Here is a 26,221-nt window from a genome sequence, read left to right as displayed (position 1 = left end):
ATGGGAAAGGAAGAATTGATGCCCGCGGTGAACGCGGCCGACATCGCACCGACGTCCTACGCCTGGGAGATCCGGGCCGCAGGGTTGAAGGTCAGGGTCGGCAGGAACCGGATGGCCGTCGACGGGCTCGACCTGTCGCTGGGCACCGGCATCCACGGCCTCCTCGGCCCCAACGGGGCGGGCAAGACCACCCTCATCCGGACGCTGGCCACCGTACTGCGCCCCACCGAGGGCACCCTGGAGCTGCTCGGCGAATCCACGGGCGGCCTGGGCGAGTACCGTGCGCTGCGCCGCCGGATCGGCTACCTGCCGCAGGAGTTCGGCTACTACAAGCGCTTCACGGTACGCGAGTTCGTCGAGTACATGGCCTGGCTGAAGGAGGTCCCCAAGGCGGACATCCCGGCGGCGGTGCAACGCGCCGTGGAGCGGGTGGGCCTGGCGGACCGCGCCGACGAGAAGATGAAGGCCCTGTCGGGCGGCATGGTGCGGCGGGTCGGCATCGCCCAGGCCATCGTCAACGACCCGTCGATCCTGCTGCTGGACGAGCCGACGGTCGGCCTGGACCCGGCGCAGCGGCTGCGCTTCCGCGAGCTGTTGCAGGAGTTGGGCACGGACACCTGTGTGGTCGTCTCCACCCACCTGGTCGAGGACGTCGCCGCCGCCTGCACCGACGTGGTGCTCTTCGCCGAGGGCCGGCTGGTCTTCCAGGGCCCGCCGGACGAACTGGCCTCGGTGGGCGGCCCGGAGCACGAGGGTGACAGCCCGCTGGAGCGCGGCTATTCGGCGATGCTGCTCAACCCCGCGCAGGAAAGGGGCACTTGGTGAACATCCGCGTCCTGCGCATCGAACTGAGGCGCTCCGTCGCCCCGTGGGCCGGTGCCGTGGTCCTGGTGACCGCGCTGGCGTTCCTGTACCTGCTGAGCGGTCCCTGGTGGAAGGGCACCGCGCTGTGGACGGCCCAGTGGACGTCCATGGCCCTGTGGACCCGCACCCTGCTGGTCTTCCTGTGGCCGCTCGCCGTAGGGCTCGGGGCGCTCCAGGGCCTGCGCGACCACCGCTCGAAGATGTCCGAGCTGCTGACGAGCACACCGCGGCCCGCCTGGCACCGCGCGGCCGCACTGGCGGGTACGACGGCGATCACGCTGGCCTCCGCCTTCGCCCTCTTTGTCCTCCAGGGCGCGGTCCAAGTACTGGCCGGCGCCGAGTACACACACCTCGGATGGCTGCCGATCTCGCTGGTGGGGGCACTCTCGCTCGTCGCGGGGGCGGTGCTGGGCATGGGGGTCGCGCGGGCGCTGCCGTCCCCGCTCATCCCGCCGGCGCTGGCCGTGGCCGCCTTCCTGTTCACCACTCTCCTGCAGCAGGCGACGGAGTTGGCGGTGCCGACGGCCACGGTGCCGAGCCGCATCGCGCCGCTGTCACCGGCGGTGGCACAGGTGAGCGAGGTGCTCCTCACGCTCTCGCCCGCCGTGCATCTCGGGCAGACGATCTGGCTGCTCGGCATGGCCGCGACGGGCTTCGCCCTGCTGGCCGCCGCGACCCCGCGCACCCGGCTGCTCGCCCTGACGCCCGTCCTGGCGGGCGCGGCGATCGCCCTGCTCGTCCTCCCCTCCGACCCACGCCGGACGTACGTCGTCGACGAGGCCGCCGCCGCGCTGGTGTGCGACGGCCCGGTGTGCGTGACCAAGGCGCACCAGGCACGGCTCGACGACCTCGCGGCTCCGGGCCGGAAGGCGCTGCGTCTGCTGCACGACGCCCTGGGCAGCCAGGCGCCCGTCTCGATCCATGAGAGCACCGCCCTACGGGCGCAGATGGCCACGCCGGAACGGCCCCGCGACGCCGTGCTCGTCGACTTCGACGACGGGGTGTTCGACACCGCGAAGGGCGAGGAGCTGACCCGGGCCCTGGTCGCCCAGGGCATGGCGCCGACGTGCTTCGCCCGCAGCGCAAGCGAGAGCGGCACGACCGGGGAGATCGCCGCGCAGAGCGTCGCGGCGGGCTGGGTCCTCGGGGACCTCAGACCGCTCGGCGGCACCGTGCACTCCGTCCGCGACCAGCTCGACCTGGCCCGCCCGGTGTGGCAGGACCTCAAGGCACTGCCGCGGACCGAACAGTTCGCGCGGATCAGCGCGATGCACGCCGCCGCGGTCTCCTGCAACGGCGACCCGCTTCACGTACTGGCAGGTGGTGAGCCCCAGTGAGGTGGCTGACGCTGTACTCGCGCTCGCGGCAGGTGCCCGCGTCGTTCGCCGCGGTGGCCGTCAGCGCGTTGGCGGTGTGGGCACTCGCCAGGGACGGCAGCGACGGTCCCGGTGCCCCGCGGCTGTCCGCGCTCGTCCTCGCCGCGGGGGCGACGGCGGCCTCGATCGGCCTCGGCGGGCAGGACCTCGCGCTGGACCGGACGGCCGCGATCCGCTGGGTGCCGCGCAGGGCGGCGCATGTGCTGCTCATCGGCACGGTCGTCGGCGCGGCGCTCCTGGCGGTGCAGACGATGGGCGAGGACCTGGCCACCACCGCGTTCGTCGTCCGCGACAGCGCCGGGCTGATGGGGCTGGTCGCCGGCGGGGCGACGGTGTTCGGGGCGCAGTACGCGTGGACGCTGCCGATGTCCTGGCTGGCGTTCTCGCTCTTCGCCCCGTCCCCGACGAGTACGCCGATGGAGGTGGCGACCTGGATGCTGCTGCCGCCCGGCACGACGGCGGGCACCTGGACGGCCCTCGTCCTCGCGGTCACCGGCACCGCGGCCTACGCCGTCGCGGGGCCGAGACGGTAGCGGGTTGACGGGTGGGAGCCGCCGGTCCCGGACTAAGGGTGCTGACCGCGAGTTCCGGTGACCGGCGGCCTCGGGAAGGGTCACTCGGAGGCGTTGACCACCAGCTCGGCATGGCCGTTGCGCGGCTTCGGGTCGTAGGGGGCCTGCCCTGCGGAGGGGTGGAGTGTGACGGCGCCGGTGGCGTTCGGGACCACCCGGTCGACGCGCAGTTCGAAGGGGAACCGGAACCGGTCCTTGGGGGCCACCCAGTGCCGGAGTTCGCACCGGTACGTGGCGGATCCGTCCGCCCAGCAGTTCTCCGGCGCCGAGACGACCGTGGTGCCCTCGGGCACCGCCAGGGTGACCGTGCCGACCGGGTCACCGCTGCCGACGTTGGCGAACCAGGCGGGACCTCGGTTGCGGAACCGGATCGTGGCCGTGACCGTCTCCCCGGCCGCACCGGTGACCTCGTCACCCCGGACGGCGAAGTCGGCCGTGTTCTCCGCGGTGACCGGCATGCTGGTGGTGTTGTCCTCGGGGTTCTGGTCCTGCGTGCCCTCCAGCGGCTGGACGTCGATGTCGAGTCGCTCGATCAGGGCGTGGGACGCCACGGTGAGCCGCAGCGGCTGGGGCAGGGTGACGGTCGCGCCGGGCTCCACGACGGTGTCGAACGTGCAGTCCAGCAGGCCGCCGGGCATGGCCTCGGTGTCCAGGACGGGCGGGGTCAAGGCGCAGCCCGGGTAGGTGGTGGCGAACTCCAGGCCGTAGGTGTTCCACACCCGGAGACGGAAGCCGTCCGCGGCCGCGTCGCCGTTGTTGGTGACCGTGACCGGTACGGTCAGCGAGGTCCCGGGGGCCACCGGGCCCACCGGCGCCGGCTCCGTCAGGCTCAGGTCCGGCGACGGTACGGACTCGACCTTGACCGGTGTGCTGCCCCAGGGGGAGTACAGCACACCGTCCGGGCCGTCGGTCTCCGCCTGCGCATGGTGGCCGATGTTCAGCTCCGCACCGGCCGGGGCGCCCTCCATGGTCCGCAGCCCGAGGGTGACCTGGGGCCCGTCGTAGCTGCCGCCGATGTCGCCGACCTCCCAGATGTCGCACACGGCGCTGGTGCCGGACTCGGACAGGAAGCAGTTGTCCGGCACCGAGACCTCGGCCACGCCCGCCAGCTCCGACAGGTCGAGGGTGAGCACGCCGTTGACGACGTGGTAGTCGCCGTTGTCGTGGTACAGGCCGAACGAGAACTCTTGGTACGAGCCCGGAGTGACGGACAGCGTCGCCCCCTCCGGGGACTGGACCCACAGCGCGTCGCTCGCGGCCGAGGCCGGCGCGGTGCCGACCACGGTGGCGCTCAGCGCCGCCGCCGCGACGAGCGCGTATGCGCCGAGCCGTCTCCTGCGACCGGTGACGGTTCTCATGGCAACTCCCAGTTTGTACGGAGACCCACCCCGCGGCGACGACCCTGGGGACGTCCGCACGGGGTGGTCGTTTCCGCTGTTGGACGGCCGGGGTCTGCCAAAGGTTGTGCCACGCATGGGCGTTGACATGAGCTGCGGCGCCGGCTCCGATGCAGCACGGTCACCGAGACCGGGACTTCTCAGCGCAGCGCGCTCTTCTGCTGCCACTCGGTCCAGGAGAGGTTCCACGCGCCGAAGCCGTTCCCGGGCGCGACCACGCCCTTGGTGTCCTTGCCGCTGATCTCGAACGGGTCGCCCGGCCGTACCTGCCCGTAGAACCAGGCCGCGTCCGCGTCGCTCATCCCTATGCATCCCGAACTCCGGTTGGCGTTGCCGAAGTAGCGGGCGTTCCACGGGGCGGCGTGCGCGTACATCCCCGACCAGGTCAGCCGCATCGAGTGGTCGACCATCTTGTCGTAGGCGTCGCCCAGGCCCACCGTCTCGGAGTTCATGTTGATCGTGCCCTCCTTGGCCATGAGCACGGCGGTTCCGCGCCAGGAGCGCTTGTCACCGCCGGGCGTGCCGCCGGAGACCGGGATGCGCCGGACCGTCTTGCCGACGCGTACGAGGGTGAGTTGGTGGCTGTCGAGGTCGACCTCGACGATCTGCCGGGCGCCGACGGTGAAGGTCGTCGTGTAGTCGCGTACGAACCAGCCGCCGTCCGCGCCCGAGTCGGTGCCGTTCAACTCGGCGTTCAGCGTGACCTTGGTGCCGGGCTTCCAGTACGTCCTGGGCCGCCAGTCCACCCGGTCCCTGCCCGACCAGTCGCGTATCCAGCCCCAGGAACCCTCGGTGCCGTTCGAGGTGGTGATCCTGAGCTGCTTCTCGACCTCGGCCCGGTTCTTGACCGGATGGTCGAAGACCAGGGAGATCGGCTGGGCGATGCCGACGGTGGCGCCGGTGCCCGGCCGCCAGTCGACCTTGTTGACCTTGTCCGCCGGGGCCGTGGTGAAGGCCGCCTTGCTGGTCTTGGCGGTTCCGCCCTCGGTCCGGGTCGCCGCCGTCACCGTGTACGACGCGCCGGGTACGGCCTTGCGGTCGGAGACCCACGACCGGCCGTCGGCGGCGACCTTGCCGGCGAGCCGGTGGCCCTCGGCGTCGGTGACGGTCACCGAGGTGAGGGTGCCGCCAGAGGCCGTGACCGTCACGGGCTCACCCGCCGGGGCCCGTTCTCCCGTGGGCGTGACGGTGACCGTGACAGGGCGGTCGTCGGCGCTCGACACCCGGATCCCGGTCCGGGGCAGCGACGAACTGGCCGACCTGGCACGCACCTTCAACGAGTCGGCGGGCGAACTCGAACGCACCGTGCGGGAACTGCGCGAGGCCGAGGCCCGCGCCCGCCGTTTCGCCTCCGACGTCTCGCACGAACTGCGCACCCCCCTCGCCGGAATGCTCGCCGTCACCTACAAGGCCGACGCGGCCCGCACCCGCTCGGCGGGCAGCGGCCTGGGCCTGGCGATCACCCTGGAGAACGTACGGCTCCACGACGGAACCATCCGCGCGGGGAACCTGCCCGGGGGCGGTGCCGTCTTCACCGTCGAGATACCGCTCCGCGCGGAGGAGGCCGGCGGATGAGACGTGCGCGGACGCGCTGTCGTCGCGCGGCGGCCGCCACCGCCATGGCTGCGGTGCTGCTGCTCGCCGGCTGCGGTATCCAAGAGACCGACGTCATCGAGGCGGGCGGTCCCGCCACCGTCCAGGCCTTCCTCAACCGCGACTACGACATGCTGCTCTTCTTCCGTTCCCCCGACGGAGGGCTGAGCCCCGTGATCCGGCCGACCGGGCCCTCGGTCGAGTTCGGTGACGGATACGCCGAGTCGGGCTCCGCAGACCAGAGCCTCGACGACACGGCTGGACCGGTGCCGACGGAGCAGGTCGTCATGGCGTTGCTCAACGGTCCGCGTAAGGAAGACCGGGCCGCCGGCCTGAGCACCTCCCTCCCCGCCGCCCGCCCCGGCGGGACCGTCGAGGTCGAGCCCTCCTCGGGCGGCAAGGTCACGACCCGCCTGCCCCTTGCCCTGCGGGGACTGGACAGCACCGCTCTACGCCAGCTGACCTGCACAATCGCCTACAGCCAGGACGCCGACGGCCGGGTCGTCGTGGAGCTGACGGGACAGGACGGGGCATCGAGGTCCGGCACTTGCGGCTGAGCAGCCCCGCAGCCCCCGTCGATGAGATGGCTCACAGAAAAAGTGCGACCTACACGGGCAACTGTCCCCGTGCATGCCATTTGTTCGTACGCCGTGGAGGCCTTTCCGGCAGGGGTTCCAGAAACCACCTGTGGCCTTGATCATGCAGGTCATACGATCGCCGGGGCGTCGCACCGCGTGAGCACTCCGCAGGCGCGATGCCCCTCGCATCCTTTCCGCCACCCGACCAGGGGTCCTTTGTGAAAATTCGCTGTGTTCTCGCAACCGCCGTCGCCGCCGCCGTGACCGCCCCGGTCGTCCTCCTCTCGGCCGCGCCCGCCTTCGCCGACGAGAAGCCGGCCGCGCAGACACAGCAGGCGAAGCCGACGATCGAAGAGCTCCAGCAGGCCGTCGACGTCGCGCAGAAGGAGTACGACGCCGCCGTCATCGCGGTGAACGACGCCGTCAAGTTCCTCAAGGAGGACATGTCGGCGGACACCTACCCGACCAAGGCCGCGGCCATCGAGGCCGAGAAGGCCGCCGAAGCCGCCGCCAAGGCCAAGACCGAGGCCGACCAGGCCGTCGTGGACGCCCAGGCCAGGCTGGACGCCGCCACCACCGACGAGGAGAAGGCCACCGCGCAGACGGCACTGGACGAGGCCAAGAAGGCCGCCGAGGTGGCCGCCGAGGCCAAGACGGCCGCCGACACCAAGGCCGCCGAGGCGATGACCACCCACAGCGATGCCCGCGTCGCCCAGGCCCGGAAGATCCACCTTCTCCAGCAGGCGAGGGACGAGGCCAAGGAGAAGCTGGACGACGCGAAGAAGGCGCTGGCGGATGCCGAGGCCGAGCAGGGGCAGGAGCCGGGCGGCGAGTGCGTTCCCGAGCCCAAGCTCACCGCGGTCGTCACCGGGCTGCCGGACAAGGTCGTCGGCGGAACCACGGAGAACTTCACGCTGCGCCTCACCAACGGCACCGACAAGACGATGGACGAGGTGTACCCGTACGCAGCCGTCCACGCCTTCGACGACAAGGGCCTCAAGGAGCTCGACTCCTACCTCGACCTGGAATGGTCCACGGCGGCGAGCCCGAACTGGCGCGACGTCGACCTGCTGGACGAATGGTCCGTCGGCTCCCTCAAGCCGAAGTCCTCGGTCGACGTCAAGCTGCGGCTGAAGATCGACGCGGACATCCCGGCCGGGCAGGGCGCCGCCTACGTTTCGGCCGACTACGCCAACGAGGACGAGTCGTGCGGCGGTTACCCGGGCCTCGACGACTCCAAGTTCCAGATCCTGGCCAAGGGCAGCGACAGCGACCCGGGCAAGGCCGAGGGCGCCGAGGGCAAGACCGACAACACCACCGAGCAGGGCGGCGTATCCACCACTCCGGTCAACGGATCCGGCGGCAACAGCACCGGCAACGGCTCGCTCGCCGAGACCGGTTCGAGCGACGTTCTGCCGAAGGCCGCCCTGGCGAGCGGCGCGGCACTCGTGCTCGGCGCCGGCGCAGTGGTCATCGCCCGCCGCCGCAAGGCGGGCACCAACGCCTGACCGGGGGCCCTCACTGGTCCGAGTAGCCGATGTCCCCGATCGTCCAGGCGCTGACGTCCTTCAGCGCGACGCGGTACATGCCTCCCGTTTCGGGGATGCCGAAGCTGCCCTGGAGGATCCGGGCGACGTGGAAGTGGAGGTGGGTGGGCCCGTCGCCGTGCTCTGGCCGGTGGTCGTCGCCCTGGGGCGGGGTGAACGCGGTGGCGAACCGCCCCAGGTGCTCGGAGTCCCGCAGGACTTCGGCCACCCGCTCCTTCCACAGGGCTTCCGGGGCCAGCCGTCCCGTGATGACGGCTCCCGGGATCACCACGGTCAGGGACATCCGGCTGCTGTGCTGCGACTCCACCATCGCGGCGATCGCGACGAGCAGGTCGTCAGGATGCTTCATGTTCAGGAGCCTAGTCCGACAGCCTGGTCCGGCGAAGGCTGTCGGGGCGTGGCAGGTATCGGGGCGTCACCAGCCGAGCAGGCCCTCGTCGGCTCGCCTGTCTTCGGTCGGCGCGACGGGGGGCGCCTCGTGGCAGCTGAAGCCGAGGCGGGTCAGTGCCCGGCGCATCTCCCCGGTGGTGAAGTCGCGGCGGTTCTGCCTGGTGATCACTTCCCCGACCTGCATCACGGGGTAGACGTGGTGGCCGATGGTCACGGACACGCCGGTGACCGGCTCGGGCGTGATGCCGCTCATCGACTGCTCGACCTCACTCTTCGTCAGGTCGAAGGGGAAACGGGCGATGACACAGCGCATGGATGCCTCCACGGGGTTGGGGGAGAAACGCCTTCAGGGGACCTGTAGCACTGACCGCTGGAGCGAGTCCCGCTGCCCGGCTACGGGTTGTTCCTCGGGGTGGAGCGACGGGTGCGGGCGGTGGTACGTCCGCTTCCGCCGCCGCCCGTGCCCCGTCTCCTCCGGCCACGGCCGGTGGATCCCGTGCGTTCGCTCTGCTCGGCGGCCGGTGCGGTGACGGTGACGGGCACGCCCGAGGGGGTCCGGGCGCCGGTGATGCGATGCAGTTCGGCCTCGCCCGGGCGGACCCGGACGGCACGCGCGGTGATGCCGGCGTCGGCCACCAAACGGTCCACCGCGCGACGCTGGTGCGGCAGGACCAGGGTGACGACGGTGCCGGACTCGCCGGCGCGGGCGGTACGGCCGCCGCGGTGCAGGTAGTCCTTGTGATCGCCGGGTGGGTCGACGTTGACGACGAGGTCGAGGTCGTCGACATGGATCCCGCGGGCGGCGACGTTGGTGGCCACCAGGACCGTGACGTGGCCGTCCTTGAAATGCGCGAGCGTCCGGTTGCGCTGCGGCTGGGACTTGCCGCCGTGCAGGGCCGAGGCGCGCACACCGACGGACAGCAGGTGCTTGGCCAGCCGGTCGACCGCGTGCTTGGTGTCCAGGAACATGATCACTCGCCCGTCGCGGGCCGCGATCTCGGTCGCGGTGGCGTGCTTGTCGGCGTCGTGCACGTGCAGCAGATGGTGCTCCATCGTGCTGACGGCGCCCGCGGACGGGTCGACCGAGTGGACCACGGGGTCGTGGAGGTAGCGGCGTACCAGCAGGTCGATGTTGCGGTCCAGGGTGGCCGAGAACAGCAACCGCTGGCCGCCGGAACCCACTTGGTCGAGCAGTGCGGTCACCTGCGGCATGAAGCCCATGTCGGCCATCTGGTCGGCTTCGTCCAGAACGGTGACGGCGACCTGGTCCAGCCGGCAGTCGCCCCGGTCGATGAGGTCCTTGAGGCGGCCGGGTGTCGCTACGACGACCTCGGCGCCGCCGCGCAGCGCACTCGCCTGGCGGCCGATCGCCATGCCGCCCACCACGGTGGCGAGCCGCAGCGACAGGGCGCGGGCGTAGGGGGCGAGTGCGTCGGTGACCTGCTGGGCCAGTTCCCGGGTGGGTACGAGGACGAGGGCGAGGGGCTGTCGGGGCTGGGCCCGCTGCCCGTCCAGCCGGGCCAGCACGGCCAGGCCGAAGGCGAGTGTCTTGCCCGAGCCCGTGCGCCCGCGGCCCAGCACGTCCCGTCCGGCCAGCGCGTTCGGCAGCGTGGCCGCCTGGATCGGGAAGGGCACGGTCACGCCCTCGGCGCCGAGCGTGGTCAGCAGACGTGCGGGCATGTCCAGTTCGGCGAACGTCGCGACCGCCGGCAGCGGCTCGGTGAGGGTGACCGGCAGGGCGAACTCCTGTGGGCGTGCGGTGGCGCCTGTCTCCTGCCGGCGGGAACGGTTGCCGCGAGCGGAGCCTGCCGAGCGCGTGGCGCTTCTGTCCGTGCGGAAGCGACCGGAACGGCCGCCGGTACGACGGGTGCGGTTCATGGAGGAACCTTCCTCGATGCGGCGCATCGAGGAACTCCGCTGCGGTGCAGGGCTGCACGCGGATTCACAAGGATGAGCCGAAGGGCATGCGAAAAGCCGGGCCTCTCTGCGCTGAAGCCGGGGCTGTCAAAAATCCGGGATATACAGAGAGTCCGGGGAATCCGGGGAGTCCGGAGAATCCGAGGCATTCGGAAAATCCGGGGAATCCGGGAAAGCAATGAGCTGGGGCCCGCACCCCAAGAGCGCGGGCCCCAGCTACATGGTTCGCGTCAGCGTCAGGCGGGAACGATGTTCTCCGCCTGCGGGCCCTTCTGGCCCTGCGTGACGTCGAAGGTAACCTTCTGGCCTTCCTGAAGCTCGCGGAAGCCGGAGGTGGCGATGTTCGAGTAGTGGGCGAACACGTCAGCGCCGCCGCCGTCCTGCTCGATGAAGCCGAAGCCCTTTTCCGCGTTGAACCACTTCACGGTGCCAGATGCCATATTGAATCTCCCTTGGGGGGCAGTGCCGGAATCCGCACTTTACGGATCCGAGTCGCCGCGATGATCACCCCTCCGGAAAGATCCGGAAAGCTCTGCAAAGAAACAAGTCTCTGGCAACCAAAACTGCAACTGCTATCACGTTAACACAGGTCGGGTGCAAACCCCCACGCGTTTTTCGGACCGACCAAAAATTCTCATCCTCCCGCACCCAGTATTTCTGTACCCGCGGGACTAGGTATCCGCGTCGTGTTCGTCCAGCTTCCGGCGCATTTCCCGGTTCAGGCGGAGGGCGTCGTCCAGCTGGTCCTCCAGAGAGATGATGCGGCACGCGGCCTCGATGGGAGTGCCCTGGTCGACGAGTTCGCGGGCCCGGGCGGCCATGCGCAACTGGCGGCGGGAGTACCGGCGGTGGCCGCCTTCCGAACGCAGGGGAGTGATCAGTTCGGCTTCGCCGATGGCCCGGAGGAAGGCGGGGGTGGTGCCGAGAACGTCGGCGGCCCGCCCCATGGTGTAGGCGGGGTAGTCGTCGTCGTCGAGGTTCCCGGCGACGGGGGCGTTCTCAGCGGGCATAGCACCTTCGTTTCGGATGCGGCGAGGGACCCGGGCGTGCACCCGTGCTCCGACCCTAACTCCGGCAGGCACGCACATGTGACCTCGCCGGGACAGACTTTCTCTGCCGCACCGGCCAGGCTCCATCACTGTCCGGTTCACTGCGCTATGAGCTGGTGTGGGCGAAGCGGCCCAGGGTGTTATTGAATGAGCGTGCGGTCAGGAAAGCGAGCTGAGAGAGCTCCGCATGGACGCCACACCCTCCCCCTCGTCTTCGTCGCCGTTCGACATGGTCAGCAGCGCCTTGGGGCAGTACATCCCGCGCGGCGGAGCGGCGGCGGCCCGTGGTGCCGACGAGCAGGGCGAGCGCGCTGTCCGCCAATACGTACCCGCCGACCCGGCACCCGGCCGTCAGGAGCAGATCCTCGGCGCGGTCAACCTGGACCGGGATCTGAGAATCACCCGCTGCAATCTGGACGCCCCCGTTTTCGCGGGACTGGATGCCGTGACCGGGAGCCCTTTCCTCGATCTTCTGCCTCCCGGGGACGTACCGACGGTCACCCGGCGGTTGCGGCAGGTCCTCGCGACCGGTGAGCCGCACGTCGCCCGGGTCCAGCGCCTGCGGCGCGGCGACGGGTCGGAGCTGGTCGTCTCGATGAGCATCCTGGCCGCCGCGGCGCCTCAGGAGGGCCTGACCGTCTCCCTGATCGCCATGGCCAGGAGGCTGCACCTGTTCGCCGCCGAGACCGCGATCGGCACGTCGCTGGACATCGGCGAGACCGCGCAGTCGCTGGCGGAGTCTCTGCTGGCCTGGGGAGACGTGGCCGCCATCGACCTCGACTTCGCCGTGTGGACGGGCGAGGGGGTCACCGGGCAGCCGCAGGGGCGTATCCGGCTGCGGCGCGCGGCCCTGGTGCCGGACCGGGCCTGGCCCGATGGCTATGTGACTCCTGGCGACGATCTTCCCGGCGATGCGAGTCGCCTTCTGTCGCAAGCAATACGGCGTGACGACGCCGCGCAGGCCATCGTCATACCCGACCGGGAGACGATCGAGCGGGTACTCGGCACCCAGCGGCTGGTGCGTGCCCTGGTGCCCGGTGACCGGGCGGCGGGTGTGGCGTGCATACCGCTGGTCCTCGACGGCGCGCCGCCCGTCGTTCTGGGTGTGGCGGAGGTCTGGCGGCGGGCGGACCGGCCCTTCGCCAACAACGAGTTGCTGGACCTGCAGGAACTGGTGGCCAGGACCTCTCACCACGTCGACCTGGCCCGTCAGCACCAGCGCGAGCACACGCAGGTGCTGGCGTTGCAGCGCCGGCTGCTGCCACGGGCCGGCGGCGACACCATCGAGACGGCCAGCGTCTACCAGCCCACCACCCCCGACAGCGCGGGCGTCGGCGGTGACTGGGTGAACAGCTTTCCGCTACCGGACGGCCGTACCGCCCTGGTGGTCGGTGACGTCGTCGGGCACGGCCTGGGAGCCGCGGCCACCATGGGGCAGCTGAGCATGGAGGCCCGCGCGCTGCTGTCCGCGGGGCTGGCGCCCGACGAGGTGCTGGAGCACCTGGACGAGACCGTGAGCCTGCTGGACGACGCGGAGTCCGGGCTGGCGGCCGGCTACAGCGCCCTCGGGTCGACCTGCTGCATCGCCGTGTACGACCCCGTCGGCCACCACGTGGCACTGTCCAGCGCCGGCCATCTGCCCCCGGTCCTGGTGCCTCCCGACGGGACGGCCGCCCCGCTCGCGGTCCGCACCCACCCCGGCCTGGGCGCCGAGTTCGCGCTGCGGGAACCGTTCGACGTGCACGCGTTCGCCGCACCCCCGGGCTCGCTGCTCGCCCTCTACACCGACGGCCTGGTGGAGGATCCCGCCGTATCGATCGACGAGGGCATCGGCAGGCTGGCGGACGCCGTGTCCACGGTGCACCCCTGGGATTCGCTGCAGCAGGCCGCGCGGCGCGTGGTCGCCGCGGTGGCGCCTGTGCGCCGGCGCGACGACGTGACCCTGCTGCTCGCGCGCATGATCGGCTACCGCAAGGGGGACACCGCGACCTGGCGTCTGCCCGCCCGCGACGACGCGGCCGCCCGGGCCCGCACGCTGGTCGCCGCGCTGCTGGGGCAGTGGCGCACCAGGGACGACACCCGGGACAACGTGCTGCTGGTGGTCAGCGAGCTGGTCGCCAACGCGGTCCGCTTCGCCCGCGGACCCATCACGGTACGGCTGATCAGGGCCGGCCACGGGCTGCTGTGCGAGGTGGGCGACACCGGCAACGGCAGGCCGCGGCTGGGCCGCACCGGGCTCCTCGACGACGGTGGTCGTGGCCTGCACGTCGTACACAGCCTGACCACCCGGTGGGGGGTGCGGTGGACGGACACCGGCAAAGTGGTCTGGGCGGCGGTCGCGAGGTGACGCGGGCGCGGGTGGGGCGGGTGGGGTCCGCTCGCGCTACAGCCACTCCCCTGCCAGGGCGGTGGCCGTGAGGCCGGGGGCCGCCGCGTACAGGACGGCACGATCGCCCGGTTTCTGCCGCCCGGCGTCGTGCGCCCTGCGCAGGATGTCGAACACGGCGGCGCCTCCGCGGTTGCCGCTGGTGTAGCTGTCCCGGCTGTGGTCCAGCAGCCCCGACGGCCACCCGTCGGGCATCGTCTGCTCCATGTACTCCAGCACCCGGGTCCCGCCGGGGTGCGCGAGCAGAACGTCGGGGTGCCAGGAGTCGGGGTCGTCCTGGTAGCGGACGCGCAACCACTCCCACATCGCGGTGACCGTCTCCTGTACGGCGCGCGGCCCGCGCCGGTCCATCACGAAGTGGGTGCCGTCCGCCCGTGTCTCCAGGCGGTGCAGGTCCTGGGTGCCGGGCAGAGTGTGGTGCCAGGCGGCGTCCAGCCGCAGTATCGACTCGGGCCTCGGGCGGCCCGTGACCACCGCGGCGACCGCGGTGTCCGCGAACAGCAACCGGACGATCAAGGACTCCAGAGTGTCGTCCGCGGGCTGGTAGGTCGTGCTCAGCGCCTCCGCGATCACGACCAGGACCACCCGGTCGGGGTCCGCGGCCACGAGATCCGCCGCCAGCGCCAGGGAGCGGGTCCCGGCGATGCAGGCCCACTGCGTGGCCGGCAGCAGCATCACGTCACCTCGGAGCGGGAGCTTGTTGGCCAGGGTGACGTCCAGCCCCGGCAGCGCCGGGGTGGTGGAGTGACTGGTGATCAGGCAGTCCACGTCCGCGGCGTCCAGCCCGGCGATCTGCAGGGCCCCGCGCGCCGCATGCTCGCCGTAGGACTGCACGGCCGCCCAGGCCGGCGCGGTGCGCTCCTGGACGGTCTGCGGCGCGGGTATCGCCTCAAGGGCGGCGATCACGCGGTCCACGTCCTGCTCGGTGAACCCGTCGCGGGCCAGCGCCTCTCGGGCCGGCCCGATGCTGGCGGCCGGCAGGCCGCTCCCGTTGCCGGGCGCGACGGCGGTCTCCAGTGGCAGCATCCACCCGCGGGTTTCGATGCCCGTACTGGCCGCGATGCCGTCGATCCGCGGCGCCCACGCCGCGTGCGGGTGCCGGCCGCGCACTTCCGCCACGATCTGGCTGGTCTCCACGGTGTGCTTGCCATGTATCACGGCAGGAGGGCACAGGTAAGCGGCCACAATTGGCACCTTTCTACAGGGAAAAGGGGGGAGAACGTCACGAATGCTGTGTCATGCGTCATGTGCCATGTGCCATGCATCACTTCAGCACTTCGCGTCCAAGTCGATACCGATACGCCCCACTTAGGGCGTCGGCATCCGTTTCGAGCATGAGGGCCAAATGGACATTTACGCTGTGATCTGAGCAACTTGGGCAGTTTGCAATGTGTGTGACACGGCGCACACTGCGGAAGGTCCGGGTCCGGAGTCCGGCGCTGACGAGTTCCTCACACATCTCCGTCAGCCTGACGATCATGGCTTCATCAACGCGTCGTCTCGGGATACCGGCCGCAGGCCTGGCCCTGCTCCTCGCGCTCACCGGGTGCGGCGGAACGGGGATGACCGCCGGGACGGCCTCCGCGACCACCGCCCCCGGCACGACCCCCGCCAGTCCCGAGCAGGCCTCCCCGAGCAGCACCAGCCCGGCACGGCTGCCCGGCCTGGGACCCCGGACCATGGCCGAAGTCCCCGACAACACACGCCAGGTCGTCCTGGTCACCGGCCAGGACAAGAACTCCCCCACGTCACAGGTGGTGCTCTACCGACGCACCGGCACGGGCTGGGAACCGGGACCAACCTGGCCGGCCCACAACGCCCTCAAAGGCTGGACGGACGACCACCGCGTCGGCGATCTCCGCTCACCCATCGGCGTGTTCACCCTCACCGACGCCGGCGGGCTGCTCACCGACCCCGGCACCAAACTGCCGTACCACCAAGGGCGCGGATTCACCATCAACGGCACCGGCTTCGAAGGCGAGCCACTCGCGGGCTCCTTCGACTACGTCGTGGCCATCAACTACAACCGCCAACCCGGCACCTCACCCCTCGACTGGACCCGCCCACTCGGCGCGGACAAGGGCGGCGGCATCTGGCTGCACGTCGACCACGGCGGGCCCACACAGGGCTGCGTGAGCGTGGCGCAGCAACACATGCGGGAGCTGCTGCGGACCCTCGATCCCGCCCAGCACCCGGTGGTCGTCATGGGGGACGCCGCGTCTCTCCAACGCTGACGCGAGCGAACCAAGTACAAAGTGGCTGCGTCGAGTTACAACTAGGGCCTGTCCGTGTCCACGCCTGGGCCAGGGCGTCGGTGATCGCGTCCGTCCTGGCCCAGCGTGATCGCTGCCGCCGTGCCCAGCGTGCCCTCCGTCGGGATCGGGCGGACCGTGGTGTCACGGTTGCCGATGAGGCGGGCCAGGGCGGCGGCGTGCGGTTGCAGGCGGCCGTGTTCGAAGAGGACCAGGGTTACGCGGGTTCCCGGGGGCGGGGTCAGGCGGCGGTACTGGGCGTAGGTGACCGCGTCGCAGCCCGAGTACCAGCCCATCTCCGGTTCGTAGCCGGTGACCAGGAGGCAGGGGCCGTCCGCCGCGAGCCGCTCGGCGACCGGGACGGTGGAGCGGCTGAGGCGGTCGGGGCCCCAGCCCGCGTCGGGGGTGCCGTCGGCCCAGGAGCGGGCCTTGTTGGCGTACACGGCCTCCTCGTGGGCCATGTACGGCTCGTGGTCCTGGAGCCCGGCCCAGATTCCGGCCGCCAGGGCCAGGACTGCAGGCCGGGCAGCAGGGCGCCCAGGCCGACGATCAGCAGGAGCTGCTGGCCCACCGCGGCGAGGGTCAGGGCGACGGCGACGACGAGCGCCGCTCGGGTTCTGCTCCTGATTGACATTCCCGCGACGCCTCCACCATGCTTGTGCTAATTCATTAATGGAAGCACACTGAAAACGAAGCTCACTGAAAACGGTGGAAGGTGACGTGGTCGAGTACCGGATCGACCGTGGCAGCGGCGTACCGGCCTATGTGCAGATCGTCGAGCAGACCGAACGAGCGCTTCGGATGGGCACGTTGAAGGTCGGGGACAAGTTGCCCACGGCCAAGGAGGTGGTGGCGGCCACCGCCATCAACCCCAACACCGTGCTGCGGGCCTACCGCGACATGGAGCAGGCCGGCCTGGTCGAACTGCGCCGCGGACTGGGGACCTTCGTGACGCGGTCGCTCGCGCGGCCCGGCGCGGAGGACGCCTCGCCCCTGCGCGCGGAGCTCACCGAATGGACGGCACGCGCACGGGCGGCGGGATTGGAACGGGCCGACATCCTGGCCCTGGTCACAGCCGCCCTGGACGCCCACGACAACAGCAACGAGCAGAACAGCCACACCCCGGGCGACCGGGAGCGGAAAGAGGAGGACGCATGACCGGGCCTGACGCGCCGGCCGCGCTGCGCGCCACGGGACTCGGATTCCGGTACCGGGCGCGGGGCGGCTGGGCCCTGCGGGACTGCGAGTTCACCGTGCCCAGCGGCCGTATCACCGCCCTCGTCGGACGCAACGGCGCCGGCAAGAGCACCCTGCTGCACCTGGCCGGCGGCCACCTGCGCCCCGGCACCGGGGAGCTGCGCGTACTGGACGCCGTACCGGGGACACCCGACGCGCGCACCAGGGTCTCCCTGCTCACCCAGGACAAGCCGCTCTACCCCCGCTTCACCGTGGCGGACACCCTGCGCATGGGCGAGAAGCTGAACTCCACGTGGGACCGGGCGGCCGCCGAGCAGATCGTCCGCGAGGGCGGCATCCCGCTCGCCGCCCGCGTCGGCGAGCTGTCCCCCGGACACAGCACCCGCGTCGCGCTCGCCCTGGCGCTCGGCAAGCGGCCCGAACTGCTGCTGCTCGACGAGCCGATGGCCGACCTCGACCCCGTGGCACGAGGCGAGATCATGGCGACGCTGATGACCGAGGCCGCCGAGCACGGCACGAGCATCGTGCTGTCCTCGCACGTCCTGCCCGAACTGGAGCAGACCTGCGACTGGGTGCTGCTGCTGCGGGACGGCCGCGTCGAGCTGAGCGAGGACGTCGAGGCGCTGCGCGAGAGCCACGCCGTACTGACCGGACGCGCCGACCAGGACGACACCCTGACCGCACCGCACACCGTCGTACGCCGCCGTGCCAGTGGCAGACAGATGACCACCCTGATACGGCAGCGTGGACCGCTGCGCGGCGACTGGCACGTCGAGCGGCCCAGGCTGGAGGACATCCTGAGCGGCTACCTCGCGGCCGGCGACACGGTGCGCCCGGCCGACGCGAAGCGGACGGAGGCGGCGGCGTGAACGGCTCCCCCAGGCCCGGCTCCCCCAGGCCCGGCTCGCCCCGGTACGGCTCTCCCCGATACGGCACCCTCTGGAACGGCTCCCTCTGGCTCGCCTGGCGTCAGCAGCGGGTACTGGTCGGCATCGGCGCGGCCGTACTGGCCACCGCCGCGGCGATCGCCGCGTACTCCCGCTCGGGCATGCTGGACGCCCTGCGCAGCGGGCTGTTCGACCACTGCGATCCCGGGCCGCTGTCCTGCACGCAGTCCGACACCGGCCTGCCCCTCCTGCTGGACATCGAGCCGCTGACGTACCTCGGCACGCTGAACATCGCCCTGCCCGTCATCATCGGCGTCTTCTGGGGCGCCCCCCTGCTGGGCCGCGACCGCGAACTGGGCACGCACCGCATGGTCCTCGCCCAGGGCGTGAGCCGAGGCCAGTGGTTCGCCTCCCGGTTCGCTCTCGCCGCGGTGACCACGGTGGTCCTCTCCGGGCTGCTCGCGGGAGTGTTCGCGTGGTGGTGGCGACCGGCCGCCGACCGGAGCTTCGGCCTGTTCTGGTACGAGACCACGGCCCTGAGCGGCTCGGGCCCGCGGGTCGTCGCAGCTGCCCTGTTCGGCCTGGCGGCGGGCACGCTGCTGGGGCTGCTGACCCGCCGGGTCCTGGAAGCGATGGGCCTGACCGTCCTGGTGACCGCGGCGACGACCCTTCTGCTGGAGTGGACGCACAAGACGCGCCTGCTGGTACCACCGCACACCTACACCAGCGCCGGCAGCATCCCCAAGCCCCCCATGGGCGAGAAGTGGTCCACCGGTGACTACGGCCTGATCACCGCCTCCGGCCGCCGCGACGACGTGATGAACTGCCCCTTCCCGTCAGGTGCTCAGCTCAAGGAGTGCATGACCCAGCACGGGTACGTCGCCCGCTTCTACGAGGCCAACCCCGCAGGCGACTACTGGACCTTCCAGTGGATCGACACCGCCGTCCTCGGTGGCCTCGCCCTCCTGCTCACGGCCGTCACCGTGCTGCTCCTGCGCCGCCGGATCTGACCGCGCCGAACCACCGCATCCGCCCTTCATCCCCTCACCCGGGGTCCCCCTTTGTACGGAGGTCGCTTCGCCATGCCCGCCGACGCCACGTCACCGAAGAAGCTGCGCAACAACCGCGCCGCCCTCACTCACAAGATCGGTTACGCCGTGCGCCACCCCGGCCGCGTCGTCCCGTACCTCAGCCGGGCCGGCCGAGACGCCTGGCTGAGCCTGAAGCACCGCGACCACGTCGGCTACTACCGGGCCGTCATGGCCTCGGACACCCGCCGCAACCCGGAGGTCGCGGTCGGCAGTCGGAGCCACGACCGCTGGCTGGCGCTCGGGCAGATGCAGTTCGACTACCTCATCGAGCACGGGCTGCGCCCCGAACACCGCATGCTCGACATCGGCTGCGGCAACCTGCGCGGCGGCTGGCGCTTCATCAACCACCTCGACACCGGCAACTACTACGGCATCGACATCTCGCCCGACATCCTGATGGCCGCCAAGAAGACCCTCACCGAGCGCGAACTCCAGGCCAAACTGCCGCACCTGACCATCACCGGCGACCTCACCCTGGACTTCCTGCCCAGCGACCATTTCGACGTCATCCACGCGCACAGCGTCTTCTCCCACTCGCCGCTGGACGTCATCGAGGAATGCCTGGCCCACGTCGGCCGCGTGCTGACGCCGACCGGCTTCTTCGACTTCACCTTCGACCGCACCGAGGGCACCGAACACCAGGTGCTGCGCGAGGACTTCTACTACCGCACCGAGACCCTGCTGGCCCTGGCGCGCAAGCACGGTCTGCACGCGCGCTTCATGGAGGACTGGGAGGAGCGCCCGCACGGCCAGTCGAAGATACGCGTCAGCCGCTCACCCCTGGCCGTCGAGTCGGTCCGTCCTGCCCGCGACGCCAGGCCGTAGACCGGCGGGTGTGGAACTCCGCTGCTGTCGCGGGCCGATGAAGGCGGTGGCGGCAGCCGTGGCGAGGACCAGCACGGCCGCTACGCAGAAGGCGTTCCGGGCACCTGTCAGCGCGGCGCTCCCGTGCGCGCCGGACGCGGCGGTGTGGAAGAAGACGCTGCCGAGCAGGGCGACGCCGAGGGTGCCGCCGAGTTGCTGGACGGCGTTGAGCAGGCCGGCCGCCGAGCCGGTCTCGTGCGGGCGGACGTGGTGCAGGGCGGTGGTGAAGAACGGCACGGCGTACAGGCCCTGGCCGAGACCGGCCACCGCGAGCGCCGGGAGCAGCGGCCACGGGTAGGAGCCGGGCCGGCCGGTGCCGTACACCACCGCCGCGGCCACGGTGCCGGCGAGCAGGGCCAGCAGGCCGACGGACATGACGCGGGCACCGTAGCGCGGTACGAGCCAGGCGCCGGCGGCCCAGGACGACAGGGCCATCGCGACCGACCACGGCAGCAGGGTGAAGCCCGCCGTCAGCACGTCGCTGTGCAGCCCCACTTGCAGCTCTACCGCGATCACCAGCATCAGACCGTTGACCGCGGCGAAGAAGAGCACGGACGCCATCAGGGCGGCGGGGAAGCCGATCCCGCGGAACAGGCTCGGCTCGACCAGCGGGCTGCGACCCCGCCGCCCGCGCCACCGCTGATGGAGAGCGAAGCAGGCCAGCAGTGCGCAGCCCACGACCGGCAGTGCCCGGCACCAGCCCGGCCACCCCAACGCGCCGCCCTGAATCAGGGGATGGACGACCAGACCGGTGCCCAGCACCGCCAGCACCGTACCGGTGAGGTCGAGGCGCGGCCGCCGGGCGGCACGGTCCTCGCGCAGCAACGGACTGGCCAGCAGGACCGCGGCGCCGAGGGGGACGTTGACGAGAAACACCGCGCGCCACGTGGAGCCGAAGAGATCGGCGTGGGTCAGCACGCCGCCGAGCGCGGGACCGGTGACGGCGGCCAGACCCATGACAGGGCCGACCGAGCCCATGGCCCGAGCCAGCTCGCGGCCGTCGAACAGCGCACGGATCATGCCGATGGTCTGCGGGATGATGAGCGCCGCGGCGGCTCCCTGCACGGCCCGTACGGCGATCAATGCCCCGGTGGACGGGGCCAGCGCGCACGCCGGCGAGGCGAGGGTGAAGGCGGCCATTCCGGCACGGAAGACCCGCCGGCGGCCGGCGATGTCGCCCAGACGCCCGCCCGTGATCAGGAAGACGGCAAAGGGCAGCGTGTAGGCGGCGCTGAACCACTGGATGGCGGCGTCGGAGCCGCCGAGGTCGGCACGGATCACCGGCGCGGCGACGGTCATGACGGTGGCGTCGAGCAGGTTCATCGCCTCGGCGAGCAGGAGCACCGCCAGCGCGGCCCACCGGTGCGGGTGGGGGGTGGTGGTTGTGGGTTCGTACGGCATGGAGCGACCGTGCGCGAAGCCGCGACGACGCTTCCACTTTCGCCAGCAGAGTGAACGAATTTTCCACCATGCCGCCTTGAATGCATGATTCTCACATGCTGGACGACATCGATCGCGGTCTCATCCACGCCCTGCACATCGACGGACGGGCGCCGTTCAGCACGATCGCCGAGGTTCTCGGCGTCTCGACGCAGACCGTCTCCCGCCGCTACCGGCGGCTGTGCGCCGAGGCGTCGCTGCGGGTGGTGGGTCTGGCCGACCCCCAGCGGGCCGGGCGCACGCAGTGGCTGCTGAGGCTCACCGCCGGCCCGCACTCCGCGCAGGACCTCGCGGCAGCGCTCGCCCGCCGCGCCGACACCTCCTGGGTCATGCTGGCCTCGGGCGGCACCGAGATCGTCGCGGTCGTGCACACGTCCACCGCCGACGGCCCGGCCGGACATGCGCTGCTGCTGCACGACATCCCGCGCACGGCCGGCATCACCGCCGTCTCCGCGCACTGCGTGCTGCACACCTACCTCGGCGGACCCACGGCGTGGTACGGCCGCGAGCAGACTCTCGACGCCGCGCAGCGCCGCCGCCTCCAGCCCGCCCCCGCGCCCGCCCGACCCGCGCAGCAGGCCCTCACCCCCGCCGACGGCGACCTGCTCGCCGCCCTCCGGCGCGACGGCCGGGCCCCCCTCACCGACCTCGCCGCGGCCACCGGCTGGTCGCCCGCCTCCGTTGCCCGCCGGCTGGCCGACCTGCGGGCCGGCGGCGCACTCTTCTTCGACGTCGATCTCGACGCCGCCCTGCTGGGCGTCACCACACAGGCAATGCTGTGGATGGCCGTCGGCCCCGCCCACCTCGACCACGTCGCCCGCACACTGGCCGGGCACCCCGAACTCGCCTACGTGGCCGCCGTCACCGGCCCCAGCAACCTGGTGGCCGAGGCCCTGTGCCCCGACCCGGCAGCCCTGCATCGCTACCTCATCGAAAAGGTGGGGTCCCTGGAAGCGATCCGCAGCCTGGAAACGGCCCCCATCCTGCGCACGATCAAGGCAGCGGGCCCGCTCCCGTCCGCGGCTCGAACCGGCGCAATCCGCCGTCGCAACGTGTGAGAGACATCTCGACGCCTCGTGTTTACTATGTACGCACTTTCTTAGGTGAACCTAACTAGTAGATGTTCACGCACGTTGGCGTCAACCCGCTCAAAAGTGCCATCAATCCAGCCCGCACCCACGCGTACGCCGTACACAGCGACCCAACAACCAAGGAGCCCCCGGTGACGACCACCACGCGAACCACCGACCGGCCGCCGGAGCCCGTCGCCGAGCCGACCCCCGGCCAGGCCCTGATCCGTGTCCTGGAGCCGGTGCGCCCCCGCCTCGTCACCGCGATCGTTCTCGCCGCCCTGGCCGCCGTGCTCGGCGTGGCGGGCTTCACCCTGGTCGCCCTGGCCCTGCGCGAACTGCTCGCCGCCGACCCGGACGGCTGGACGGTGGCGCTGCTCCTGGCCGGTGCGCTCGCCGGCCTGCTCGCCCGGTTCGGGCTGCGGGCCTGGTCGTTCCACATCTCGCACATCGCGTCGTACGACCTCGAAGTCCACCTGCGCACCCGGCTGGCCGAGCACCTCGGACGGCTGCCGCTGGGCGAGGTGCAGCGGCTCGGCGCCGGCGCCGTGAAGAAGGTGGCGCAGGACGACGTACGAGCCCTGCACGCCGCCGTGGCCGACTCCACCCCCATGCTGGGCTTCGGCATCGCCCAGCCCGTGGCCGCCCTGGTCGCGCTCGGCGTGCTGGACTGGCGGCTGCTGCTCGCGGCGCTGGCGATCGTGCCGATCGTGATCGTCGGCATGCGCCTCGCCACCCGCGACTACGGCGACAACCGGCGCCGCTACGACGAGGCCAACGAGGCGATCAACGCCGCCGTGGTCGAGTTCGTGCAGGGCATGCCGGTGGTCCGCACGTTCGACGACGGCACGGGCTCCTTCCGCCGGTTCGCCGAGCGCGTCCACGACTTCACCGCCGCCACCACCGCCTGGCAGAACACCAGCAAGCCCGCCATGATCCTCTCCCGGGTGGCCATCGCTCCGCTGCCCACGCTGGTGCTCGTGCTCGCCGTCGGCACCTGGCTGACGGCGGACGGCTCGATGTCCCCGGCGGCCCTGATCGGGGCGCTGGTCGTGGGCACCCTGCCCGTCGAGTCGGTCATGCCGCTGATGCAACTGACCCACCAGATCAACGAGTCGACGGCCGCCGCCGCCCGGATCGCCGACGTGCTGGACACACCGCCCCTGCCCGAGCCGGACCAGCCGCGCGATCCGGCCGACGGCTCGATCCGCTTCACCGGCGTCACCTTCACCTACGGCGGCGAGAGCCGCCCGGCCCTGGAGGGCATCGACCTCGACATCCCGGCCGGCACCGTGTGCGCCCTGGTCGGTCCGTCCGGGTCGGGCAAGTCGACCATCGCCCGGCTGATCCCCCGCTTCTGGGACGTCACCGAGGGCGAGGTGAGCGTGGGCGGCGTGGACGTACGCCGGATACCGGCGCAGTCCCTGCTGCGCCACGTCTCCCTGGTCTTCCAGGACCCGTTCCTGCTCCAGGGCACGATCGCCGAGAACATCCGGCTCGCCCGCCCCGACGCCACCGACGAGCAGGTACGGGCCGCGGCACGCGCCGCCCAGGCGCACGACTTCATCCGCGCGCTGCCCCAGGGCTACGACACCCCGGTCGGCGAGCGCGGCGCGCACCTGTCGGGCGGGCAGCGGCAGCGCGTCACCATCGCCCGCGCCGTCCTGGCCGACGCCCCCGTCGTCGTCCTCGACGAGGCGACGGCGTTCGCCGACCCGGAGAACGAGGCGGCCATCCAGGACGCCATCGCCGAACTGACCCGCGACCGCACGGTCGTGGTGATCGCCCACCGGCTGTCCACCGTGGTCGACGCCGACCAGATCGTCGTACTCGACGAGGGCCGGATCACCGAACGCGGCACCCACCGGCAACTGCTGGACCTGCGCGGCCGCTACGCCCGCCTGTGGGACCACCACCAGCGCGCCCGCTCCTGGGGCCTGGACACGCACGGCAGGACCACGCACGGCACGACCACGCACGGCACGAAGACGGACGAGGAAACGGCGGTACGGTCATGAAGCGCATCCTGCGTCTGATGATGCTCTCGGCGGGAAGCTACCGACGGCAGTACGCGCGCTGCCTGCTGTCCTCCCTGTTCGCCTCCCTCGCCCAGGCGGCCGCCTACACCACGCTCGTCCCCCTCCTCTACGAGCTGTCCCGCCCCGAGGTCGACGAGGCCGCCGCCTGGGGCTGGGTCGCCGTCTTCACCGCCTGCTGGGCGATCGAGACCGCGCTGCGCCTGTACGAACTGCGGTTCCAGTACGGGCACTGGGCGGACGTCCTGGCCGACGTACGGCTGCGGCTGGGTGAACGGCTGCGCACCATGCCCCAGCAGGAGCTGGAGCGCCGGGCCACGGGAGACCTGACGACCGTGGTCGGCGGCAACGCCGCCAACGCCACCATGGGCATCTCCACCATCGGCCTGCTGTTCCTGCAGCTGGTCACCGTGCCTGCGGTGCTCGGCGTGGTGATCCTCGCGCTCGACTGGCGGCTCGGCCTGGTCCTCGCCGTCTCGACGCCGTTCGCGGTGTTCTTCGTACGGCGGATGCAGCGGCTGTCCGGCTCCGGGTTCCGGCGGGTGGACGCGGCGGACGCGCGGGCCGCCGACCGGATCGTGGAGTACGTGCAGGGCCTGCCCGTACTCAAGGCGACCGGCCAGGTGGGGCACGCCTCCCAGCGGCTGACCGAGGCGCTGGAGGACCAGGGCCGGGTGATGACCAAGATCCAGCAGGGGCTCACCCGGCCGGGGGCGCTGGCCGCCGGAACGGTGCAGATCTGCCTGGTCGCGATGGCCGCCGTCGGCGCGGCCCTCGTCCTCGACCTGCGGATGTCCGCGCCGCTGCTGTTCGCGGTGACCGCCGGTGCCGTGCGCTTCGCCGAACCGCTGGCCACCGCCGCCTCGATGACCTCCCTGTTCGAACTCACCGACGCGGCCATGGAGCGTGTGGGCGAGGTCCTCGACTCCCGCCCGCTGCCGGCCGGAGACCCGGACGCGCGCATCGAGCGTTTCGACCTCGCCTTCGAGGACGTCACCTTCCGATACGGCGACGACGGCCCGCCCGTCCTCGCCGGACTCACCTTCACCGCGCCGCAGCGCAGCCTCACGGCTCTGGTCGGCCCATCCGGCTCCGGCAAGACGACCGTCACCCGACTGCTGACCCGCTACGCCGACCCGGCCCACGGCACCGTCCGGATCGGCGGGAAGGACCTGCGGGACCTCGACCCGGCGGAGATCTACCGCCATGTGTCCGTCGTCTTCCAGGACGTCTACCTCTTCGACGACACCATCCGGGCCAACATCGCCATGGCCCGCCCGGACGCGACCGGCGAGGAGATCGAGTCGGCGGCACGCGCGGCGAACGTCCACACCTTCGTCTCCCGGCTGCCCCACGGCTACGACACCCGCGTGGGCGAGATCGGCGCCCGGCTCTCCGGCGGGGAACGCCAGCGCATCTCCATCGCCCGGGCCATCCTCAAGGACGCGCCGATCGTGCTGCTGGACGAGCCCACCGCAGCGCTGGACACCGAGAGCGAGGTGGCGGTGCAGCAGGCCGTCGACGCGCTGGTGGCCGACAAGACCGTGCTCGTCATCGCGCACCGGCTGTCCACCGTGGCCGGGGCGGACCAGATCCTCGTCCTGGAGGACGGCCGGATCACCGAACACGGCACGCACACGGCCTTGTTGGAGGCGGACGGCAGGTACGCGGCCATGTGGTCGGCCCAGACCCGCGCCCGCCACTGGCGGGTCCCC

Annotated in this window: 24 protein-coding genes and 1 pseudogene; 15 read left to right on the top strand and 10 right to left on the bottom strand. The window is 71.5% G+C overall.

The annotated features are described in order from the left end of the window. Positions 1 to 18: 18 nt before the first annotated feature. Genes SSP24_RS19215 through SSP24_RS19205 form a run of 3 tightly spaced genes read left to right on the top strand, consistent with a single transcriptional unit; the run spans position 19 to position 2,773 of the window. Positions 19 to 825 (top strand): ABC transporter ATP-binding protein, encoded by an 807-nt coding sequence (locus tag SSP24_RS19215; protein ID WP_174864675.1) that lies wholly within the window; start codon positions 19 to 21, stop codon positions 823 to 825. Continuing rightward, positions 822 to 2,201 carry a hypothetical protein gene (locus tag SSP24_RS19210; protein WP_141310877.1) on the top strand — a complete coding sequence of 460 codons (1,380 nt, stop codon included), beginning with the start codon at positions 822 to 824 and terminating at the stop codon, positions 2,199 to 2,201. Before SSP24_RS19215 ends, SSP24_RS19210 begins: the two co-directional genes overlap by 4 nt. Continuing rightward, positions 2,198 to 2,773, top strand: a complete 576-nt coding sequence (locus SSP24_RS19205; RefSeq protein ID WP_141310876.1) for a hypothetical protein — start codon at positions 2,198 to 2,200, stop codon at positions 2,771 to 2,773. The genes SSP24_RS19210 and SSP24_RS19205 overlap by 4 nt, the downstream gene beginning before the upstream one ends. 80 nt (positions 2,774 to 2,853) lie before the next feature. Here SSP24_RS19205 and SSP24_RS19200 read toward each other — a convergent pair whose 3' ends face one another. Together SSP24_RS19200 and SSP24_RS19195 are read right to left on the bottom strand one after the other, a co-directional pair. Continuing rightward, positions 2,854 to 4,170, bottom strand: a complete 1,317-nt coding sequence (locus tag SSP24_RS19200) for a COG1361 family protein (RefSeq protein WP_141310875.1) — start codon at positions 4,168 to 4,170, stop codon at positions 2,854 to 2,856. A gap of 179 nt (positions 4,171 to 4,349) precedes the next feature. Further along, positions 4,350 to 5,453 carry a L,D-transpeptidase gene (locus SSP24_RS19195; protein WP_229865555.1) on the bottom strand — a complete coding sequence of 368 codons (1,104 nt, stop codon included), beginning with the start codon at positions 5,451 to 5,453 and terminating at the stop codon, positions 4,350 to 4,352. Here SSP24_RS19195 and SSP24_RS19190 point away from each other — a divergent pair. The 3 genes and pseudogenes from SSP24_RS19190 to SSP24_RS19180 form a co-directional block, all read left to right on the top strand. Then, positions 5,416 to 5,784, top strand: a pseudogene (locus tag SSP24_RS19190) (HAMP domain-containing protein); the annotation flags it as partial. The gene SSP24_RS19195 and the pseudogene SSP24_RS19190 overlap by 38 nt on opposite strands. After that, positions 5,781 to 6,359: a hypothetical protein gene (locus SSP24_RS19185; protein WP_141310873.1), complete on the top strand. Its 579-nt coding sequence runs from the start codon at positions 5,781 to 5,783 to the stop codon at positions 6,357 to 6,359. The pseudogene SSP24_RS19190 and the gene SSP24_RS19185, both read left to right, overlap by 4 nt. A 239-nt stretch (positions 6,360 to 6,598) precedes the next feature. Then, positions 6,599 to 7,888, top strand: a complete 1,290-nt coding sequence (locus SSP24_RS19180; RefSeq protein WP_141310872.1) for a peptidase — start codon at positions 6,599 to 6,601, stop codon at positions 7,886 to 7,888. A gap of 10 nt (positions 7,889 to 7,898) precedes the next feature. Here SSP24_RS19180 and SSP24_RS19175 read toward each other — a convergent pair whose 3' ends face one another. The 5 genes from SSP24_RS19175 to SSP24_RS19155 all read right to left on the bottom strand — a co-directional run bounded on the left by SSP24_RS19175 (position 7,899) and on the right by SSP24_RS19155 (position 11,244). Beyond that, positions 7,899 to 8,276 carry a GvpU-like protein gene (locus tag SSP24_RS19175; RefSeq protein WP_141310871.1) on the bottom strand — a complete coding sequence of 126 codons (378 nt, stop codon included), beginning with the start codon at positions 8,274 to 8,276 and terminating at the stop codon, positions 7,899 to 7,901. Positions 8,277 to 8,342: 66 nt separating this feature from the next. Continuing rightward, entirely contained in the window at positions 8,343 to 8,630 is a 288-nt protein-coding gene (locus tag SSP24_RS19170; RefSeq protein WP_141310870.1) for an SCO5918 family protein, read from the bottom strand. Positions 8,631 to 8,710: 80 nt separating this feature from the next. Continuing rightward, the gene (locus SSP24_RS19165) at positions 8,711 to 10,195 is read right to left on the bottom strand and encodes a DEAD/DEAH box helicase (protein WP_141310869.1); all 1,485 of its coding nucleotides are present in this window, start codon (positions 10,193 to 10,195) and stop codon (positions 8,711 to 8,713) included. A 275-nt stretch (positions 10,196 to 10,470) separates the two neighbouring features. Then, positions 10,471 to 10,674, bottom strand: a complete 204-nt coding sequence (locus tag SSP24_RS19160; RefSeq protein ID WP_007383480.1) for a cold-shock protein — start codon at positions 10,672 to 10,674, stop codon at positions 10,471 to 10,473. Between the two features lie 231 nt (positions 10,675 to 10,905). Then, on the bottom strand, positions 10,906 to 11,244 hold the full coding sequence (locus SSP24_RS19155) for a helix-turn-helix domain-containing protein (protein WP_141310868.1): 339 nt from the start codon (positions 11,242 to 11,244) through the stop codon (positions 10,906 to 10,908). Positions 11,245 to 11,470: 226 nt separating this feature from the next. On the opposite strand from SSP24_RS19155, the gene SSP24_RS19150 reads away from it, so the two are divergent. Further along, positions 11,471 to 13,630: an ATP-binding SpoIIE family protein phosphatase gene (locus SSP24_RS19150; protein WP_141310867.1), complete on the top strand. Its 2,160-nt coding sequence runs from the start codon at positions 11,471 to 11,473 to the stop codon at positions 13,628 to 13,630. Positions 13,631 to 13,666: 36 nt separating this feature from the next. Here SSP24_RS19150 and SSP24_RS19145 read toward each other — a convergent pair whose 3' ends face one another. Further along, positions 13,667 to 14,854, bottom strand: a complete 1,188-nt coding sequence (locus SSP24_RS19145; protein ID WP_141310866.1) for a beta-ketoacyl-[acyl-carrier-protein] synthase family protein — start codon at positions 14,852 to 14,854, stop codon at positions 13,667 to 13,669. A gap of 293 nt (positions 14,855 to 15,147) precedes the next feature. Between SSP24_RS19145 and SSP24_RS19140 the strand changes: the two genes are divergently transcribed. Further along, on the top strand, positions 15,148 to 15,903 hold the full coding sequence (locus tag SSP24_RS19140) for a L,D-transpeptidase family protein (RefSeq protein WP_141310865.1): 756 nt from the start codon (positions 15,148 to 15,150) through the stop codon (positions 15,901 to 15,903). A 41-nt stretch (positions 15,904 to 15,944) separates the two neighbouring features. Here SSP24_RS19140 and SSP24_RS19135 read toward each other — a convergent pair whose 3' ends face one another. Next, positions 15,945 to 16,382, bottom strand: coding sequence for a hypothetical protein (locus SSP24_RS19135; protein ID WP_174864674.1), 438 nt, complete (start codon positions 16,380 to 16,382; stop codon positions 15,945 to 15,947). A gap of 247 nt (positions 16,383 to 16,629) precedes the next feature. Here SSP24_RS19135 and SSP24_RS19130 point away from each other — a divergent pair, with 247 nt between their 5' ends. From SSP24_RS19130 to SSP24_RS19115, 4 genes are all read left to right on the top strand, one after another. Then, complete coding sequence (locus SSP24_RS19130; RefSeq protein WP_141310864.1) at positions 16,630 to 17,079, top strand: GntR family transcriptional regulator; 450 nt, start codon at positions 16,630 to 16,632, stop codon at positions 17,077 to 17,079. Further along, on the top strand, positions 17,076 to 17,987 hold the full coding sequence (locus SSP24_RS19125) for an ABC transporter ATP-binding protein (protein WP_141310863.1): 912 nt from the start codon (positions 17,076 to 17,078) through the stop codon (positions 17,985 to 17,987). The genes SSP24_RS19130 and SSP24_RS19125 overlap by 4 nt, the downstream gene beginning before the upstream one ends. Then, positions 17,984 to 19,015, top strand: coding sequence for an ABC-2 membrane transporter-related protein (locus tag SSP24_RS19120; protein WP_229865495.1), 1,032 nt, complete (start codon positions 17,984 to 17,986; stop codon positions 19,013 to 19,015). The genes SSP24_RS19125 and SSP24_RS19120 overlap by 4 nt, the downstream gene beginning before the upstream one ends. A gap of 72 nt (positions 19,016 to 19,087) precedes the next feature. Then, a complete protein-coding gene (locus tag SSP24_RS19115; RefSeq protein WP_141310862.1) occupies positions 19,088 to 19,921 on the top strand; it encodes a class I SAM-dependent methyltransferase in 834 nt (277 codons plus the stop codon). Here SSP24_RS19115 and SSP24_RS19110 read toward each other — a convergent pair. Next, a complete protein-coding gene (locus SSP24_RS19110) occupies positions 19,871 to 21,361 on the bottom strand; it encodes an MFS transporter (protein ID WP_141310861.1) in 1,491 nt (496 codons plus the stop codon). The two genes, SSP24_RS19115 and SSP24_RS19110, sit on opposite strands and share 51 nt — an antisense overlap. A gap of 95 nt (positions 21,362 to 21,456) precedes the next feature. Between SSP24_RS19110 and SSP24_RS19105 the strand changes: the two genes are divergently transcribed. The 3 genes from SSP24_RS19105 to SSP24_RS19095 all read left to right on the top strand — a co-directional run. Beyond that, a complete protein-coding gene (locus SSP24_RS19105) occupies positions 21,457 to 22,458 on the top strand; it encodes an Lrp/AsnC family transcriptional regulator (RefSeq protein ID WP_141310860.1) in 1,002 nt (333 codons plus the stop codon). Positions 22,459 to 22,622: 164 nt separating this feature from the next. Beyond that, the gene (locus tag SSP24_RS19100) at positions 22,623 to 24,488 is read left to right on the top strand and encodes an ABC transporter ATP-binding protein (RefSeq protein WP_229865493.1); all 1,866 of its coding nucleotides are present in this window, start codon (positions 22,623 to 22,625) and stop codon (positions 24,486 to 24,488) included. Further along, positions 24,485 to 26,221 (top strand): ABC transporter ATP-binding protein (locus SSP24_RS19095; protein ID WP_141310858.1); only part of this gene is annotated, 1,737 nt, incomplete at its 3' end. The genes SSP24_RS19100 and SSP24_RS19095, both read left to right, overlap by 4 nt.

The sequence above is a fragment of the Streptomyces spinoverrucosus genome, from assembly GCF_006539505.1.
In the GTDB taxonomy this organism is placed as follows: domain Bacteria; phylum Actinomycetota; class Actinomycetes; order Streptomycetales; family Streptomycetaceae; genus Streptomyces; species Streptomyces spinoverrucosus.
This window is presented reverse-complemented; position numbering and strand designations above follow the sequence as displayed.